This window comes from Vibrio sp. B7, from assembly GCF_963888765.1.
Taxonomy (GTDB): domain Bacteria; phylum Pseudomonadota; class Gammaproteobacteria; order Enterobacterales; family Vibrionaceae; genus Vibrio; species Vibrio anguillarum.
The window spans coordinates 56,242-71,133 of record NZ_CAWPKR010000038.1; the positions used below are offsets into that span (position 1 = coordinate 56,242).

A 14,892-nucleotide genomic window follows, 5' to 3' on the forward strand; every position below is an offset into this window, starting at 1 on the left:
ATTAGTATACGAGAACCGCGCGGCGGTTCTTCGCATACACTTCTTCAGATTGACCAAGAAGAAGTGGCTTCTCTTCGCCATAGCTAACGATCGAGATTTGGTCAGCTTGTACACCTAGCGCTTGTAGATATTTCGCTACAGCTTGTGCACGACGCTCACCTAGCGCGATGTTATATTCAGGCGTACCACGTTCGTCAGCATGGCCTTCGATGGTAACTTTCATTGCTGAATTTTTGCTTAGGTAAGCTGCGTGTGCAGCAAGCATATCTTCGTAATCACCAGCAATTGTCGCGTTATCAAATGCGAAATAAATGGTTTGAGTTTCACGAAGAGCTTGTTCCTTTAGCTCTTGTTCAGAGAGTTGGCCATTCGCATCAATTGGAGAAACTACGGTTGTATCAACGCTGTTTGCTGAACCTGAAGTAGACTGGTTAGTTTGAGTACCAGAAGCGTTTGTCGCTTCATCGCTTGAACTACATGCAGTTACTGCAAGTACTGGTAGCGCAATCAGTAGCCCTTTAAGAACTTTATTAAGTTGCATTTTTTTTCCTTACTTTTTGATACTTACTTGCTATAAAAACGGAGACCACGCAGGAGCCCTAACGCGACCATTTGTTGCCGGTAATCTAGCTTTGAAACGCCCATCTATAGACACCATCGAAAGTACATTCGCTTTGTTATAAATAGAACTGTATATGACCATACCACCATTGGGTGCAATACTTGGAGACTCATCGAGCAAAGTCTTTGTTAGAATTTGCACTGAACCAGTTTCCAAATCTTGTTTCGCCAGATTAAAACCCGAATTACTTCGGTTTACCATGACAAGGAATCGACCATCAGGCGTTATTTGTCCACCTAAATTCTGGCTGCCTTGCCATGTCAGACGATTGGTAGAACCGTCTGATAAATTTACTTGATATATCTGTGGTTTACCACCCCGATCCGAAGTAAATATTAGCGATTTACCATCAGGATGCCAGAACGGTTCTGTATTATTTGATCTGCCACTCGTTATTTGTTTCAGCTTCTTGGTTGCCAAGTCCAGAGTATAAACCTGTAAGCTGCCCGTTTTAGACAACACCAAGGCGAGAGTTTTCCCATCTGGCGAGAACCTTGGTGCCCCATTATGACGTGGGTACGAGGTCATTTTCTCTCTTTCGCCAGTATAAATATTCATGATGAATATTTCCGCTTGGCCGTTTTGGAAGCTCACATACGCCAGTTGCTTACCATCAGGTGACCAAGTCGGTGACATCAAAGGCTGTTTTGAACGAAGTACTAAACGTTCATTGTAACCGTCATAGTCAGCAACCCTTAGTTGGTAAGGATATTGTTCATCGTCGTTGACCACCACGTAGGCAATACGAGTGAGAAACGCACCCTTATCACCCGTGAGTTCTTGATAGACCAAATCTGAAATTCGATGCGCATACTCACGCATTCGGTTTGCTGGTACGGTGGCAACTTTATTGAATAAAACATGATCTTTAGAAAGCACCAACTGTCCATCGTTACTTAATGCTTTGCTTTGGCCTTGTGTCAGTTGACCACGCACTACATCTACCAATTGGTAGTTGATGACATAGTTACCTTCTGCATTTTGCGTAATGCTACCAGTGAGCAAAGCATCAACACCAATACTGGTCCAAGCATCAAACTTCACATCGGTTTCATTGTAAGGCGTTTGTGGCATTTTGCTGGTCGCAATCGGGCTGAATTTACCACTACGTTGCAAATCTGACGCGATCACCGCAGAGACATCCTGCGGTAATTTTGTTTTGCCTTCCCACTTAAACGGTACGATAGCAATCGGCCTTGCTGAATTAATGCCGTCGGTGATCACAAGCTCCAATGCGGCGTTGGCGAGCTGTACACTACTTGCGATGACAAGTAAGCATCCTAACATCAATCGCTTTAACACAAGCTTTTCCTTTTAATTTGGTTCTACAGTTAAATTAATGTTTTTCAATTGATTGACTACATCAAGATCATCTTTGGGCAGCGGAAACGTCCCCACCTGCGCCACAGCACGTTTTGTCGCCGCGCATAACCTTGAGTCACCATCAATAATGCTTAGATTACCGACTATTGCTCCAGTTCCCGTTGGAATGAGCCGTAGGTTCACTTTGCACTGTTTACTTTTAAAACTGTCTTCAATCAGCAAATTTTGTTGAATGAGCTGCGTATAGATTGCTCCATACCGCTGAGCTTCGTTCATTACAAATTGGGAACGAGCTGAGCTATTTTGCTCTGCTTCTGTTTCTAACCCAGAAAAAATGTTATTCAGCGCCGCTTCTTGTTCTTTGCGTTCACGCTCCAATCTCTCTAGACGTGCTTTCTCTTTTTTTGCATTTTCGGCCGCTTTCTTCGCCTCTTGTTCTTTGGCTATTCGCTCTTTCTCGGCTCGCTCTGCTGCTTCTCGCTCTTTACGAGCTTTCTCTTTAGCTTGTTCTGCCTCTTTTTCACGGGCAATGCGTTCTTTTTCCGCTTTCGCAATTTCAGCCTCTTTAGCGATGCGCTCCTGTTCTGCTTTTTTTACCGCTTCTTCTTTTATCTTACGTTCCGTTTCCGCTTTTACCGCTCGCTCTCTTTCTTTACGAGCTCGTTCTTCTGCCACTTTACGCTCTTGTTCTTTTTCGGCACGTTGCTTTTCAGCTTCTCTGGCCGCTTTCGCTTCCTGAGCTTGTTGTTCTTTTAGTTGGCGAATATTCTCTTCTTCCGCCTTGCGGTTTTTTTCCAACTGCTCACTTTCGCGGCGTAACTTATCCAGCCGATCCTGCTCTTTTTTGGCAGCGGCTTCACGCTGGTTACGAATTTGCTGGGCCTGTTTTTGTACCAATTGTGGATCAATCACCACAGCTTGAACCATCTGCCCTGCAGGCTCGGGCTTAGTTAGGCTAAAATCCGAACCCCATAACAAAGCAATGATCAACACTATATGCAAAACAGCCGAGATAATGATGGGCTTTTTGTAATCGCTTTTTTTGGATTTATGATCTTTCATGAACAGTACAAACTATCCTTTAATTTCGGTTAGCAGACCTACTTTTGAAATGCCCGCACGATTCAATTCATCCAGAACCAGTATCACTTCTGCATAAGGCGTTGCAGCATCACCGCCAACCGCAACCGGTGAATCCGGTTTCAACGACAATTCAGCTTTGACTCTAATGATGACATCTTGCAGCGAAAGACCCCGCTCGACTTCATCATTATTTACGCTCAACCCGAGACGACCTTCTTTATCTATTTCCACGATGATAAAACTACTATCACTATCACCTTTCAGCTCAGCCGCTGACTTTGAAGTGGTTGTTTTAGGAAGCTCGACGTCAACGCCTTGAGTGACAAACGGCGATGTCACCATAAAAATAATCAGCAACACGAGCATAACGTCGATATAAGGGACAACGTTAATCTCAGCTGTCAACTTGCGCTTTTTACGCTGGTAACCCACCATCGTCTATTCCCTACCAGCCATCGCTTGGCGGTGAAGAATGCTATGAAATTCTTCAGAAAAGGTGGCGTAATTATGCTCTAACTTGCTGACTTTATTGCTCAACCTGTTGTAAGCCATCACCGCAGGAATAGCCGCAAATAAACCCATGGCGGTCGCAATCAGCGCCTCTGCAATACCAGGAGCCACCATTGCTAACGTCGCTTGCTTCACCGCACCTAACGCAATAAATGAGTGCATGATTCCCCATACCGTACCAAATAATCCAATGTATGGGCTGATAGAACCCACGGTCGCTAGAAATGGCAGACTGGTCTCTAACTCGTCCACTTCCCTTGCGACAGCAACTCGCATCGCACGTCCCGTCCCTTCCATTATGAAATCGGGTGAAGTGGCGTTAGTCTTGCGTAAACGTGCAAATTCGGTAAAGCCAGAGTAAAAAATCTCTTCTGTACCCAAAAGTTCATCTTTACGCTTTTTGACATCTTGATAAATAACAGATAAGTCAGTACCAGACCAAAATTTGTCTTCGAAAGCATCAGCGTTCTTTTCTGCTTGGGAAAGGACTTTACTACGTTTGATGATCATCGCCCACGAAACGATAGACATCCCCAAAAGGATTAGCATCACCATCTTGACCAATAAGCTGGCTTGCAAAAACAGATCGAGAATTGAGATATCAGCAGTCACTATGGGTTAACTCCAAAATTATTGATTGAGGCATCGCTTTTGGCCTCATGTTCTGATTGTCGATGCATGCTACCTTAACTATTGCTTTACACAATACTTTACCTTCAGGATTGACGAGCTCTTGACAGAAGATCAGTGAGGCTTTTTTCAATGCCGAAATCACAGTATTTATCGTCAGCATATCGTCTAAACGTGCAGCTTGTAGAAAATCGATGTCAACGTGCCTGACCACAAAACCAATGTTCTGCTGCAAAAGCGTCTGCTGAGACACTCCAACTGCGCGTAACATTTCAGTTCGGGCTCGTTCAAAGAATTTAAGATAGTTTGAGTGATAGACGACACCACCAGCATCCGTATCTTCATAGTAAATCGTTACAGGCCAATGAAAGGCTGAGGCTGTATTTTGCACAAAGGTTCCAACACATATACAGATTTAGGCGGATACTATAACGCAACTCATTGACGTTAGTACAAGCATTGAGTGGACTTTTACAAAACTTGAAACAAAAAATTAGTGCTGTCTCAAAGAGGCAGCACTAATGTGGGTCGTTAATCAACCTTCGACAGGTTATTCATACACAGTAAATATCAAACTAGTCGAATAATCGTTAGGTAAATTAAGATCGATAATGAAATGTAGGGGCTAAACAATAATTGCCAAAACCATTTGCGTGGTCTAAAGCCAACACCAAAAACCATACTTGCACACAGCGCCCATATCATGAGTGGTGAAATAACCGCGTTAAAACCACCAATGCTCTGAGAATACAGCTCGGGATCCCACATAATCATGGCGATATGATAAAAACCAAGCAAGAGCGATAAGACTCTGAGCAGAGTCTTATCAACCAGTTTATGGTACTCAGTGACTTGCATTGCAAGTTTACTCACTGTCTTTGTCCATCATTTCAGAATGCTCTAACCAAAGAGCGTTGATGATGCCAAATGCACAAGCTAAAAGCACACCTAGAATCCATGCGAAATACCACATATCTATGCTCCTTAGTAAAGTGAGTTTTTGTTTTCTTCAATAAACTTGCTATCAAGACGACCAAACATCTTGTAGTAAGTCCAAGTGGTGTAACCAAGAATGATAGGTACCATTACAAAAGCGACCACTGTCATTAAGTTCAACGTCAATTCACTCGATGTTGAGTCCCACATGGTCAAGCTATTACTTGGTACTAAGCTTGAAGGCATGATAAATGGGAACATCGCAAAACCAGCGGTGAAAATCACACCCGCATTGGCTAAGCTAGAAGCCAAGAATGCGAGACCACCTTTTTCAAAACGCGACGCCAACACAGCAAGTAGTGGCATGGCAACACCCAAAGCTGGCGCTATCCATAGTAATGGGTAAGCGTTGAAATTAGCCATCCACGCCCCCGCCTCACGTATCACTTCTTTATTGAGTGGGTTTGATGCGGCATGTGTATCAATGACGCTGGTAATCACGTAACCATCGATGTTTTGGATCCAAAACCCTGCAGCGACGAAAGTAACAGCAACCAACAAGCCCATTAGTTGAGCGACGCCACGAGCGCGTGCATGCAGCTCATCGGTGGTTTTCATCTGTAGCCAAGCGGCACCTTGTAAAATAATCATAAACAAGCTGACTAAGCCACAAAGCAGAGCAAATGGGTTCAACAGACCAAAAAATGAACCGTGATACGTTGGCATCATGAAATCACTGAGTTGGAATGGCACGCCTTGTAGTAAGTTGCCAAAGGCAACACCAAAGATGACTGGTGGTACAAAGCCACTAATTGAAATACAGATATCCCAAGTATTACGCCACTTTGGATCTTCAATTTTTGAACGGTAATCCAAACCAATCGGACGAAGCCATAATGCAGCCAATGTAACAATCATAGCCAAATAAAATCCGGAAAATGATGTCGCATAGACTAACGGCCAAGCCGCAAACAGTGCACCACCTGCCGTGATAAGCCAAACTTGGTTACCATCCCAGTGTGGAGCAATAGAGTTGATCATGACACGACGCTCACTGTCATTCTTACCAATGACGGGAACAAGAGCACCAACGCCCATGTCAAAACCATCCGTGATTGCAAAACCAACCAGCAGTACGCCGATCAGCACCCACCAAATTAGTCGCAAGATTTCGTAATCAAACATTATTCTATCTCCCTGCCTTATGCTTCGACTTGACGGCTAACTTTGTCTTCAACAGAGTTTGCGTTTTGCTCAAAGTGATAACGACCAGTTTTCAGGCTGCTAGGCCCTTTACGAGCAAATTTAACCATCAGGTAAACTTCAGCAATCAAGAACACTGTGTACAGTGCAAGAATCGCAAACAATGAGGTCCATAATTCGCCCAGAGTTAGCGCAGAAGCAGCAACATTGGTCGGCAATATTTCACCAACAGCCCATGGTTGACGGCCATATTCAGCAACAAACCAACCCGCTTCAATTGCAATCCACGGTAGAGGAATACTGAACAAGGCGGCTTTAAGTACCCATTGTTTTTGCTCAATTTTCTGACGACAAGTTTGAATAAATGCTGCACCAAAGACAAATAGCATCACAAAACCAACACCGACCATCAGACGGAATGACCAAAATAGTGGCCATACGGTTGGAATTGAATCATCGGCGGCGGCTTGAATTTGCTCTTCCGTTGCATCGCTCACTTTATCGGTATAACGTTTTAGCAATAAGCCGTAGCCCAAATCGCCTTTCACTTCTTCAAAAGCGGCAATGTTTGCTGGCGATTTTTCGCCTGCACGTAATTTCTCTAACAGTTCATAGGCATACATACCGTTACGAATTCGGTCAACGTGTTGATCGCGTAGATCGCGTAACCCTGTGACTTCGGTATCCAGTGAACGTGTAGCGATAATACCCATCACGTACGGAATTTTTACTGCATAATCGGTGTGCATGGCGTCTTGGTTAGGCAAACCAAACAGTGTAAATGCAGCCGGTGCAGGTTCCGTGTGCCACTCAGCTTCAATCGCAGCCAGCTTCACCTTTTGAACTTCACCCACTTCATATCCTGATTCATCACCAAGCACAATCACGGACAAAATAGCGGCCATGCCGAATGATGCAGCGATAGCGAATGAGCGGCGTGCAAACGCAACGTCTCGACCTTTCAGCAAGTAATATGAACTAATACCAAGAATGAACATCGCGCCAGTGGTGTAACCAGAAGCTACGGTATGCACAAATTTCACTTGAGCGACAGGGTTGAAAACGACTTCAGCAAAGCTAACCATTTCCATACGCATAGTTTCAAAATTGAATTCTGCGCCAACTGGGTTTTGCATCCAACCATTCGCAATCAAGATCCAAAGTGCCGAGAAATTGGACCCCAAAGCAACCAACCAAGTCACGCCCAAGTGCTGGCGTTTTGATAGTCTATCCCAACCAAAGAAGAACAAACCGACAAAGGTTGATTCTAAAAAGAAGGCTACAAGTGCTTCAATCGCAAGAGGGGCGCCAAAAATGTCACCTACATAGTGGGAATAGTATGACCAGTTTGTACCGAACTGGAACTCCATAGTGAGGCCAGTGGCCACCCCAAGGGCAAAGTTAATACCAAAAAGCTTACCCCAGAACTTTGTCATGTCCTTATAGATTTGCTTATCAGTCATTACATACAAAGATTCCATGATGGCTAAAAGAAAAGCCATACCTAGAGTCAATGGAACGAACAGGAAGTGATACATCGCTGTCAGTGCAAACTGCAACCGCGATAGATCAACGACGTCAATCATGGTAACTCCTTTGTGCCGGCTGAATGACACTTTTGACATGCTGAACGGGTTAAAATTCCTCAAAATTCATCAGTGATATAACCTCATCAAATGTTGAAAAATATCAGAATTTTGTTGCAAGCATGTACCGTTATGGTTAGTTAATTGTTAAGCATCAGCTAATATAGCTGGGACTAATACTACTTCTAAATGCAGGTTGTTTCAAAAGATTTATGGGAGAAAAAAGCCTTGATTTACATCAATTTTCACGCGGCAAATCTGAACAAAAAAAGAACAAAATGATCCACATCAAAGGAAGAATGAAATTGTTGTGAGTATTTAGTGAAAGGGATAGAAATTAATACAACGAATCACACAGAGAGTTAACAATACACTTCACATCATTAACTCTTTAGTGGTAAAGAAATTATCATAAATAAGATGTAGTTCACACTTTGTGCTTACCACCTAAAAATGATGATGAGGTGTAAACTTATTTTTCAATTCCGAAGTGAAGATAGGCGCGATCGGTCGCCATTCGTCCTCTTGGTGTCCGTTGTAAATAACCTTGTTGGATAAGAAAGGGTTCTAACACATCTTCAATGGTATCTTTTTCTTCGCCGATTGCAGCGGCTAGGTTATCGAGACCAACAGGGCCACCGCCAAATTTGTCCATAATCGCTAGTAATAGCTTTCTATCCATATAGTCGAAACCTTGGCTATCAACATCCAACATGTTTAACGCTTTATCTGCAGTCTCTATACATATGTGCCCGTTGCCTTTCACTTCAGCGTAATCTCGAACTCGGCGCAATAAACGGTTGGCAATCCGAGGCGTTCCCCTTGCTCTCCTAGCCACTTCAAGTGCACCATCCGCTTCCATCGACAATCCTAAACAGTCCGCGCTTCTTTGCACTATGTACTGTAGATCATCAATTTTGTAATACTCAAGGCGCTGTACAATACCAAAGCGATCACGCAAGGGTGAGGTTAACGAGCCAGCGCGAGTTGTTGCCCCAATCAACGTAAAAGGGGGTAAATCGATTTTAATGGACCGAGCGGCTGGACCTTCGCCAATCATTATATCGAGCTGGTAATCTTCCATTGCGGGATAAAGAATTTCTTCAACCACCGGACTTAAGCGATGAATTTCGTCAATAAAAAGAACGTCGTTCTCTTCAAGGTTAGTCAGTAATGCCGCCAAATCTCCTGCTTTTTCCAATACCGGACCAGAAGTTGTGCGGATATTCACTTCCATCTCATTGGCAACGATATTGGCTAATGTTGTTTTCCCAAGCCCTGGAGGGCCAAAAATCAGGAGATGGTCGAGTGGTTCGCTGCGCATTTGTGCCGCTTTAATGAAGATTTCCATTTGATTGCGTACATGATCTTGGCCACGATAATCCGCTAATTTTTTGGGACGAATCGCGCGATCAATAATATCTTCATCTTTAAAAATAGGACTATCAGGGGCAATTAAGCGATCAGCTTCAATCATACCATTGCTCTCAAGGCTTCTTTAATCAGCGCTTCGCTGGTCATGTCAGCCTTCATTACTTGTGCCACTACTTTAGAAGCTTGTTGAGGCTTATAACCCAAAGAAAGTAACGCACTGATCGCTTCTTCTTCTGCATTGCTCGTGAGCGCTTCCAAGGAATTGTTATCGACTGGCGCAGCGTCAGTAGCGGGAGTGAAGAGGTCACCGGCTCCCCAACCTTTCAGCCTATCTTTCATCTCAACAACCAAACGTTCAGCGGTTTTTTTTCCCACTCCAGGAAGCTTCACTAATGTGGAGATATCTTCACGCTCAACGCATGAAACAAATTGACCGGCCGTCATTCCGGACAAAATACCCAAGCCTAATTTTGGCCCTACGCCATTCGCTTTAATCACTTCACGAAATAAAGCTCGCTCTTTTACCGTGTTGAAACCATATAAAAGCTGCGCATCTTCTCGGACCACAAAATGGGTATAAATGACCGCTTCTTCGCCCAATTTAGGGAGTTCATAGAAGCAACTCATTGGCATTTGGACTTCATAACCAATGCCAGCGACTTCAATCAATAGCTCTGGAGGTTGCTTTTCAATCAGAATGCCGCGAAGACGTCCAATCACAGGAAATTCCTTAGAGAAATGAGGTTATTTGACTCGGATGATAATAAATAACTGGATGTATAGCCAGTAGAAAAATACCACCTCGCTCGAGATCGGTTTTTCAGCGATATCGGCCTTTTTTAGCACTGCTTGCCCGCCCAGCTAACGCAATCAAGGTTTTATTGGTATTCGCATGACAAATTGCCACACCCAGAGCATCAGCGGCATCCGCTTGTGGCTTAGCCGATAATTTGAGCATTTGCTGGACCATATGTTGCACCTGCGCTTTATCAGCACTACCCGTACCAACTACAGATTGTTTAACCAGTCGAGCGGCATATTCATAGACTGGAAGATCCGCATTCACTGCCGCCACAATAGCACTGCCCCTTGCTTGCCCGAGTTTGAGTGCTGAGTCCGCATTCTTTGCCATAAATACTTGCTCGATGGCAAAAACATCAGGCTGAAACTGTGTGATGATTTCCGTCACGCCAGCGTAAATTTGCTTGAGCCGCCCAGGTAACTCTTTTTCGGATGTACGAATACATCCACTACCAAGATAGTACAAATATCGTCCATGCTGCCTGATCACACCATAACCTGTGATTCGCGAACCGGGATCTATACCTAAAATAATTGACATGAAAACCTTAATCGTGGACGAAAAACAAAATGGGCTTAACCAATAAAGTTCAAGCCCATCATCGACAAGTTAACTGCCTGATTATTTACGACGCCAAGTAGTCCCACTTGGGCCATCTTCTAAAATGATGCCGAGTTCGTTCAACTTATCGCGTGCCACGTCAGCATTAGCCCAATCTTTTGCTGCACGTGAGTCATTACGCAGTTTGATCAAAGCTTCAATCTCAGCCACTTGTTCGTCGCCATTAGTGCCTCCTTTAAGAAACACTTCTGGATCTTGATGCAAAATGCCAATCACATCGGCAAGCTCACGCATAAGTGCGCCAAGAGCGCTGGCTTGCTGAAGATTTTCTGTCTTCAACTTGTTGATATCACGTGCCATATCAAACAATACGGAATAAGCCTCTGGCGTATTAAAGTCATCATTCATCGCTATCGTAAAGCGGCTGACATACTCTTCACCGCCCGCAACTGCTACGGTTAAATCCAACCCTCTCAACGCTGTGTATAGACGCTCTAGCGAGGCACGCGCTTGTTTTAGGTTATCTTCGCTGTAATTTAATTGGCTACGATAATGGCCCGACATCAAGAAATAGCGCACCGTTTCCGCATCATAGTGAGCAAGTACATCGCGGATTGTGAAAAAATTCCCTAATGATTTAGACATTTTTTCTCTATCCACCATCACCATGCCACTGTGCATCCATGTGTTCACATAGGGAGTGTCATGTGCGCAGCATGATTGAGCAATTTCATTTTCATGGTGAGGAAACTGCAAATCAGAGCCTCCACCATGAATATCAAAGTGGTTACCCAAAATCGCTGAATTCATCGCCGAACATTCGATGTGCCAGCCTGGGCGTCCTTCTCCCCATGGGGATTCCCAAGTGGGCTCGCCCGGCTTCGACATTTTCCACAACACAAAATCAAGTGGGCTACGCTTAGCAAGATCAACATCAACACGAGCGCCCGCTTGAAGCTGATCGAGATCTTGTTTGGATAACTTGCCGTACTCGTCAAATTTGCTGACTTCAAACATCACATCACCATTAGAAGCAACGTAAGCAAAACCGCGTTCAATCAGTCGTTGCACCAAGCCTATGATTTCTTGGATATAAGCGGTTGCACGAGGCTCGACATCTGGACGTTTCATATTCAATGCATCGAAATCTGCATGCATGTCTGCGATTAAGCGCTCGGTTAGCGAATCGCAAGATTCACCATTTTCGGCAGCACGTTTAATGATTTTGTCATCAATATCAGTGATGTTACGCACAAATGTAAGGTCATAGCCTAAGTAGCGCAAGTAGCGAGAAATCACATCAAAAGAAACGAAGGTGCGACCATGGCCAATATGACAGAGATCATAAATGGTGACTCCACAGACATACATACCCACTTTGTTGGCATGAATTGGTTTGAATTCTTCTTTTTGTCTAGTGATTGAGTTATATATTTTCAGCATGATCTCTATCTAATAACTGTTTGAACTAAAATGGCTTCACAGTATAACAACTCTAGCCTAGCTTGGTCATCCTTATTCTCTCGCAATAATACGGCCCCTAAAGACATTTGTTGATTTGAATGTGTCCAAAGTTCAGTTAAAATCCGGGCCTCAACGAAAAATAGATAAAGGTAACTATCATGATCATCCTTCACACGAATTTTGGTGATATTAAAATTCAACTTAATGAAGAAAAAGCACCAGAAACAAGCGCAAACTTTCTACAGTACTGCCGTGACGGTTTTTACGATAACACTCTGTTCCACCGCGTTATCGATGGATTCATGATTCAAGGCGGCGGCATGACCTCTGGCCTAAAAGAAAAAACAACTCGCGCAACGATTAAAAACGAAGCCAACAATGGCCTAAGCAATAAGATCGGTACTCTTGCCATGGCGCGCACTATGGATCCACACTCTGCAAGTTCTCAGTTTTTCATCAACGTGAACAACAACACATTCCTAGATTTTCGTTCAGAAAGCCGAGATGGCTGGGGCTACTGCGTGTTCGCTGAAGTGATCGAAGGTATGGATATTGTGAACAAAATAAAAGCCGTGAGCACAGGCTCTATGGGCATGCATCAAGATGTTCCACTAGAAGAAGTGTTCATTTCTGGCACAACCATCGAAGAGTAACGGTAAAAGGAGCGCTATGCGCTCCTTATTTTTATTATGCATACACTATTTATTTCTGATTTACACCTAAGCCCTTCTCGACCAGATATCACCGAGTGTTTTATCCGTTTCATGCGCGAAGAAGCCATTCATGCCGATGCACTGTACGTGCTTGGCGATCTTTTCGAATTTTGGATAGGTGACGATGATAATTCACCTTTCGCCAACCAAATAAAATCGGAATTTAAACAACTGACTCGCGAAGGGGTTCCTTGCTATTTTACTCAAGGAAACCGCGACTTCTTGCTTGGCAAACGATTTGCGAAAGAAACCGGAATCACTCTTCTCCAAGAAGAACAAGTAATTGACCTTTACGGAAAAAAAGCCGTGGTGTTGCATGGTGATACACTCTGTATTGACGATATAAAGTATCAAGCCTATCGAAAGAAGGTTCACCAGCCTTGGCTACAATGGGTATTTAATCGGCTGCCATTTTTTGTAAAGGTTCGTATTGTGGGTAAAGTACAGTCGGGCATCCATAATGATAAGCAAATGAAATCTATGGATATTATGGATGTCACACAAAGTGAAGTGGATAGAGTTCTGACCCAGTATAGGGTCGATTTAATAATTCATGGCCATACCCATCGACCAGAGATTCATCACAGAAATCAACTTCATGGCACCGCAACGCGAATTGTTTTAGGTGACTGGTACACTCAAGGCTCAGTCTTAGTCTATGCTAATGATGGTTACGAACTGCAAACTCGGCCATTTAGTTCTAAAAACTGATGCCAAGTCGCACTCTGATACTATTAATTGTTCGTATCAAAAGCTAAGCTATAATAAGTAATATCAATGATATCAATAATTAGATAAGAGTCTTGCCTTGAAATACTCCTATATCGCCAGACAGCCTATACTAGATCGTGACCGAAAAACTATCGGCTACGAGCTGCTATTTCGAGACGGCCCTAAGAACACCTTTCCAGATATAGACCCAGACTTAGCAACGAGCCGGTTACTCTCTGATCATTTTTTATCCACTCATTACAATACGCTGGGTAAGCATTTAGGGTTTGTCAATTTTCCTTATCAAAGCCTGATTAACCTCGTGCCTACGCTTTTTCCTGCGCAAAATTTGGTCGTTGAGGTATTGGAAGATTGCAAACCAACTTTAGAGTTATTAGAAGCAATTAAAAAGATGGCGAAGCTTGGTTACCGAATTGCGCTTGATGACTTTGTACCCAGTTCAGGCTGGCTCGTCTTCTTCCCCTATGTGTCAATTATCAAATTTGACATCCGTGTTGTTTCCCTTGAAAAAGCCGCTCACTTTATTCAAAAACTTGGCGCAACGAAAATTGAGTTCCTTGCTGAAAAAGTAGAAACTTATGAAGAGTTTAAGCAAGCTAAAAAGGCGGGCTTTACCTATTTTCAAGGCTACTTTTTTAGCAAACCAGAGATGTTACAGCGCAAAGCGTTAGAGCCCGCATTTCTTACTGTGGTACAACTGTTCAAAGAAATAGCCAAATCTAACCTAGATTACAAAGCCATTGAGGAGCTTGTCGCCACCGACCTGACCCTATCTTATAAACTGTTAACCTTTGTTAACTCATCCGCGACAGTCAGTTCAAAGATCCATTCATTTAAACAAGCGCTGATTTATCTCGGTGAACAACGATTGAGAAAGTTCATCTCCTTGGTTGCGATTGCTTCGACGCAAGAATCTAAACCGGATTATTTGTATGGCTTATCCATTCAAAGGGCAAGATATTGCGAGCTGATTGGTGTGAAAGCAAAAATGAACGTCGAACCCGGTTCGGCCTTCCTGACAGGAATGTTTTCGCTACTCGATAGCCTACTTGATCAACCTTTAGAAAGTATCATGGAAGAGATGCCTATCGACGAATACGTTAAACTTGCACTAATAGAGGGGAAAGGAGAATTAGGTCTGGTACTTGAATTAACTCGAGCTTATGAACAGGCTGACTGGCAAAAGGTTGAGAAAATTGCTCATGCGTTAAATATCGAAGAGCCCGTGGTGAAAGAGTGTTACAACGAAGCTGTGAAATGGACAGCCGATTTACTGGGTGTCCACTCCTGAGTAGACATCGAGTTTAGATCTCCTTAAACTTCCCCGTCTTATATGAATGGGCAATTTGAGAG

The 14,892-nt window shown here is 43.6% G+C and carries 17 protein-coding genes; 3 read left to right on the forward strand and 14 right to left on the reverse strand.

Features of this window, described 5'->3' with window-relative positions:
• Position 1: 1 nt before the first annotated feature.
• The 14 genes from pal to cysS all read right to left on the reverse strand — a co-directional run bounded on the left by pal (position 2) and on the right by cysS (position 12,073).
• The gene (gene pal, locus AACV32_RS15215; protein WP_013856577.1) at positions 2–541 is read right to left on the reverse strand and encodes a peptidoglycan-associated lipoprotein Pal; all 540 of its coding nucleotides are present in this window, start codon (positions 539–541) and stop codon (positions 2–4) included.
• A gap of 30 nt (positions 542–571) precedes the next feature.
• Positions 572–1,909, reverse strand: a complete 1,338-nt coding sequence (gene tolB / locus AACV32_RS15220; protein WP_094146918.1) for a Tol-Pal system beta propeller repeat protein TolB — start codon at positions 1,907–1,909, stop codon at positions 572–574.
• 27 nt (positions 1,910–1,936) lie between these two features.
• On the reverse strand, positions 1,937–3,007 hold the full coding sequence (gene tolA, locus AACV32_RS15225; RefSeq protein WP_170895418.1) for a cell envelope integrity protein TolA: 1,071 nt from the start codon (positions 3,005–3,007) through the stop codon (positions 1,937–1,939).
• Positions 3,008–3,019: 12 nt separating this feature from the next.
• Positions 3,020–3,463 carry a protein TolR gene (gene tolR / locus AACV32_RS15230; protein ID WP_170895417.1) on the reverse strand — a complete coding sequence of 148 codons (444 nt, stop codon included), beginning with the start codon at positions 3,461–3,463 and terminating at the stop codon, positions 3,020–3,022.
• A gap of 3 nt (positions 3,464–3,466) precedes the next feature.
• Positions 3,467–4,150, reverse strand: a complete 684-nt coding sequence (gene tolQ, locus AACV32_RS15235) for a protein TolQ (RefSeq protein ID WP_013856573.1) — start codon at positions 4,148–4,150, stop codon at positions 3,467–3,469.
• Positions 4,140–4,559, reverse strand: a complete 420-nt coding sequence (ybgC, locus tag AACV32_RS15240; RefSeq protein ID WP_017042272.1) for a tol-pal system-associated acyl-CoA thioesterase — start codon at positions 4,557–4,559, stop codon at positions 4,140–4,142. The genes tolQ and ybgC overlap by 11 nt, the downstream gene beginning before the upstream one ends.
• Positions 4,560–4,738: 179 nt before the next feature.
• On the reverse strand, positions 4,739–5,041 hold the full coding sequence (gene ybgE, locus AACV32_RS15245) for a cyd operon protein YbgE (RefSeq protein ID WP_013856571.1): 303 nt from the start codon (positions 5,039–5,041) through the stop codon (positions 4,739–4,741).
• Positions 5,034–5,141, reverse strand: a complete 108-nt coding sequence (cydX, locus tag AACV32_RS15250; protein ID WP_000270284.1) for a cytochrome bd-I oxidase subunit CydX — start codon at positions 5,139–5,141, stop codon at positions 5,034–5,036. Before cydX ends, ybgE begins: the two co-directional genes overlap by 8 nt.
• An 11-nt stretch (positions 5,142–5,152) precedes the next feature.
• Positions 5,153–6,289, reverse strand: coding sequence for a cytochrome d ubiquinol oxidase subunit II (cydB, locus tag AACV32_RS15255; protein ID WP_013856570.1), 1,137 nt, complete (start codon positions 6,287–6,289; stop codon positions 5,153–5,155).
• Between the two features lie 17 nt (positions 6,290–6,306).
• A complete protein-coding gene (gene cydA, locus AACV32_RS15260; protein WP_029189795.1) occupies positions 6,307–7,893 on the reverse strand; it encodes a cytochrome ubiquinol oxidase subunit I in 1,587 nt (528 codons plus the stop codon).
• 472 nt (positions 7,894–8,365) lie between these two features.
• Complete coding sequence (ruvB, locus tag AACV32_RS15265) at positions 8,366–9,370, reverse strand: Holliday junction branch migration DNA helicase RuvB (RefSeq protein ID WP_017042275.1); 1,005 nt, start codon at positions 9,368–9,370, stop codon at positions 8,366–8,368.
• Complete coding sequence (gene ruvA, locus AACV32_RS15270) at positions 9,367–9,987, reverse strand: Holliday junction branch migration protein RuvA (protein WP_013856566.1); 621 nt, start codon at positions 9,985–9,987, stop codon at positions 9,367–9,369. Before ruvA ends, ruvB begins: the two co-directional genes overlap by 4 nt.
• A 100-nt stretch (positions 9,988–10,087) precedes the next feature.
• A complete protein-coding gene (ruvC, locus tag AACV32_RS15275; protein WP_013856565.1) occupies positions 10,088–10,609 on the reverse strand; it encodes a crossover junction endodeoxyribonuclease RuvC in 522 nt (173 codons plus the stop codon).
• A gap of 81 nt (positions 10,610–10,690) precedes the next feature.
• A complete protein-coding gene (gene cysS / locus AACV32_RS15280; protein ID WP_017045202.1) occupies positions 10,691–12,073 on the reverse strand; it encodes a cysteine--tRNA ligase in 1,383 nt (460 codons plus the stop codon).
• Between the two features lie 179 nt (positions 12,074–12,252).
• On the opposite strand from cysS, the gene AACV32_RS15285 reads away from it, so the two are divergent.
• The 3 genes from AACV32_RS15285 to AACV32_RS15295 all read left to right on the forward strand — a co-directional run bounded on the left by AACV32_RS15285 (position 12,253) and on the right by AACV32_RS15295 (position 14,830).
• Positions 12,253–12,747 (forward strand): peptidylprolyl isomerase, encoded by a 495-nt coding sequence (locus AACV32_RS15285; RefSeq protein WP_010319203.1) that lies wholly within the window; start codon positions 12,253–12,255, stop codon positions 12,745–12,747.
• A 36-nt stretch (positions 12,748–12,783) separates the two neighbouring features.
• Positions 12,784–13,518 (forward strand): UDP-2,3-diacylglucosamine diphosphatase, encoded by a 735-nt coding sequence (gene lpxH, locus AACV32_RS15290; RefSeq protein ID WP_170895416.1) that lies wholly within the window; start codon positions 12,784–12,786, stop codon positions 13,516–13,518.
• A 97-nt stretch (positions 13,519–13,615) separates the two neighbouring features.
• Positions 13,616–14,830 carry an EAL and HDOD domain-containing protein gene (locus AACV32_RS15295; protein ID WP_017045200.1) on the forward strand — a complete coding sequence of 405 codons (1,215 nt, stop codon included), beginning with the start codon at positions 13,616–13,618 and terminating at the stop codon, positions 14,828–14,830.
• The last annotated feature ends 62 nt before the right edge of the window (positions 14,831–14,892 follow it).

Coding starts and splice junctions, on each gene's coding strand:
- pal (WP_013856577.1), bottom strand. CDS start 541: ATGCAACTTAATAAAGTTCTTAAAGGGCTACTGATTGCGCTACCAGTA.
- tolB (WP_094146918.1), bottom strand. CDS start 1,909: ATGTTAGGATGCTTACTTGTCATCGCAAGTAGTGTACAGCTCGCCAAC.
- tolA (WP_170895418.1), bottom strand. CDS start 3,007: ATGAAAGATCATAAATCCAAAAAAAGCGATTACAAAAAGCCCATCATT.
- tolR (WP_170895417.1), bottom strand. CDS start 3,463: ATGGTGGGTTACCAGCGTAAAAAGCGCAAGTTGACAGCTGAGATTAAC.
- cydX (WP_000270284.1), bottom strand. CDS start 5,141: ATGTGGTATTTCGCATGGATTCTAGGTGTGCTTTTAGCTTGTGCATTT.
- cydB (WP_013856570.1), bottom strand. CDS start 6,289: ATGTTTGATTACGAAATCTTGCGACTAATTTGGTGGGTGCTGATCGGC.
- cydA (WP_029189795.1), bottom strand. CDS start 7,893: ATGATTGACGTCGTTGATCTATCGCGGTTGCAGTTTGCACTGACAGCG.
- ruvB (WP_017042275.1), bottom strand. CDS start 9,370: ATGATTGAAGCTGATCGCTTAATTGCCCCTGATAGTCCTATTTTTAAA.
- ruvC (WP_013856565.1), bottom strand. CDS start 10,609: ATGTCAATTATTTTAGGTATAGATCCCGGTTCGCGAATCACAGGTTAT.
- cysS (WP_017045202.1), bottom strand. CDS start 12,073: ATGCTGAAAATATATAACTCAATCACTAGACAAAAAGAAGAATTCAAA.
- AACV32_RS15285 (WP_010319203.1), top strand. CDS start 12,253: ATGATCATCCTTCACACGAATTTTGGTGATATTAAAATTCAACTTAAT.
- lpxH (WP_170895416.1), top strand. CDS start 12,784: ATGCATACACTATTTATTTCTGATTTACACCTAAGCCCTTCTCGACCA.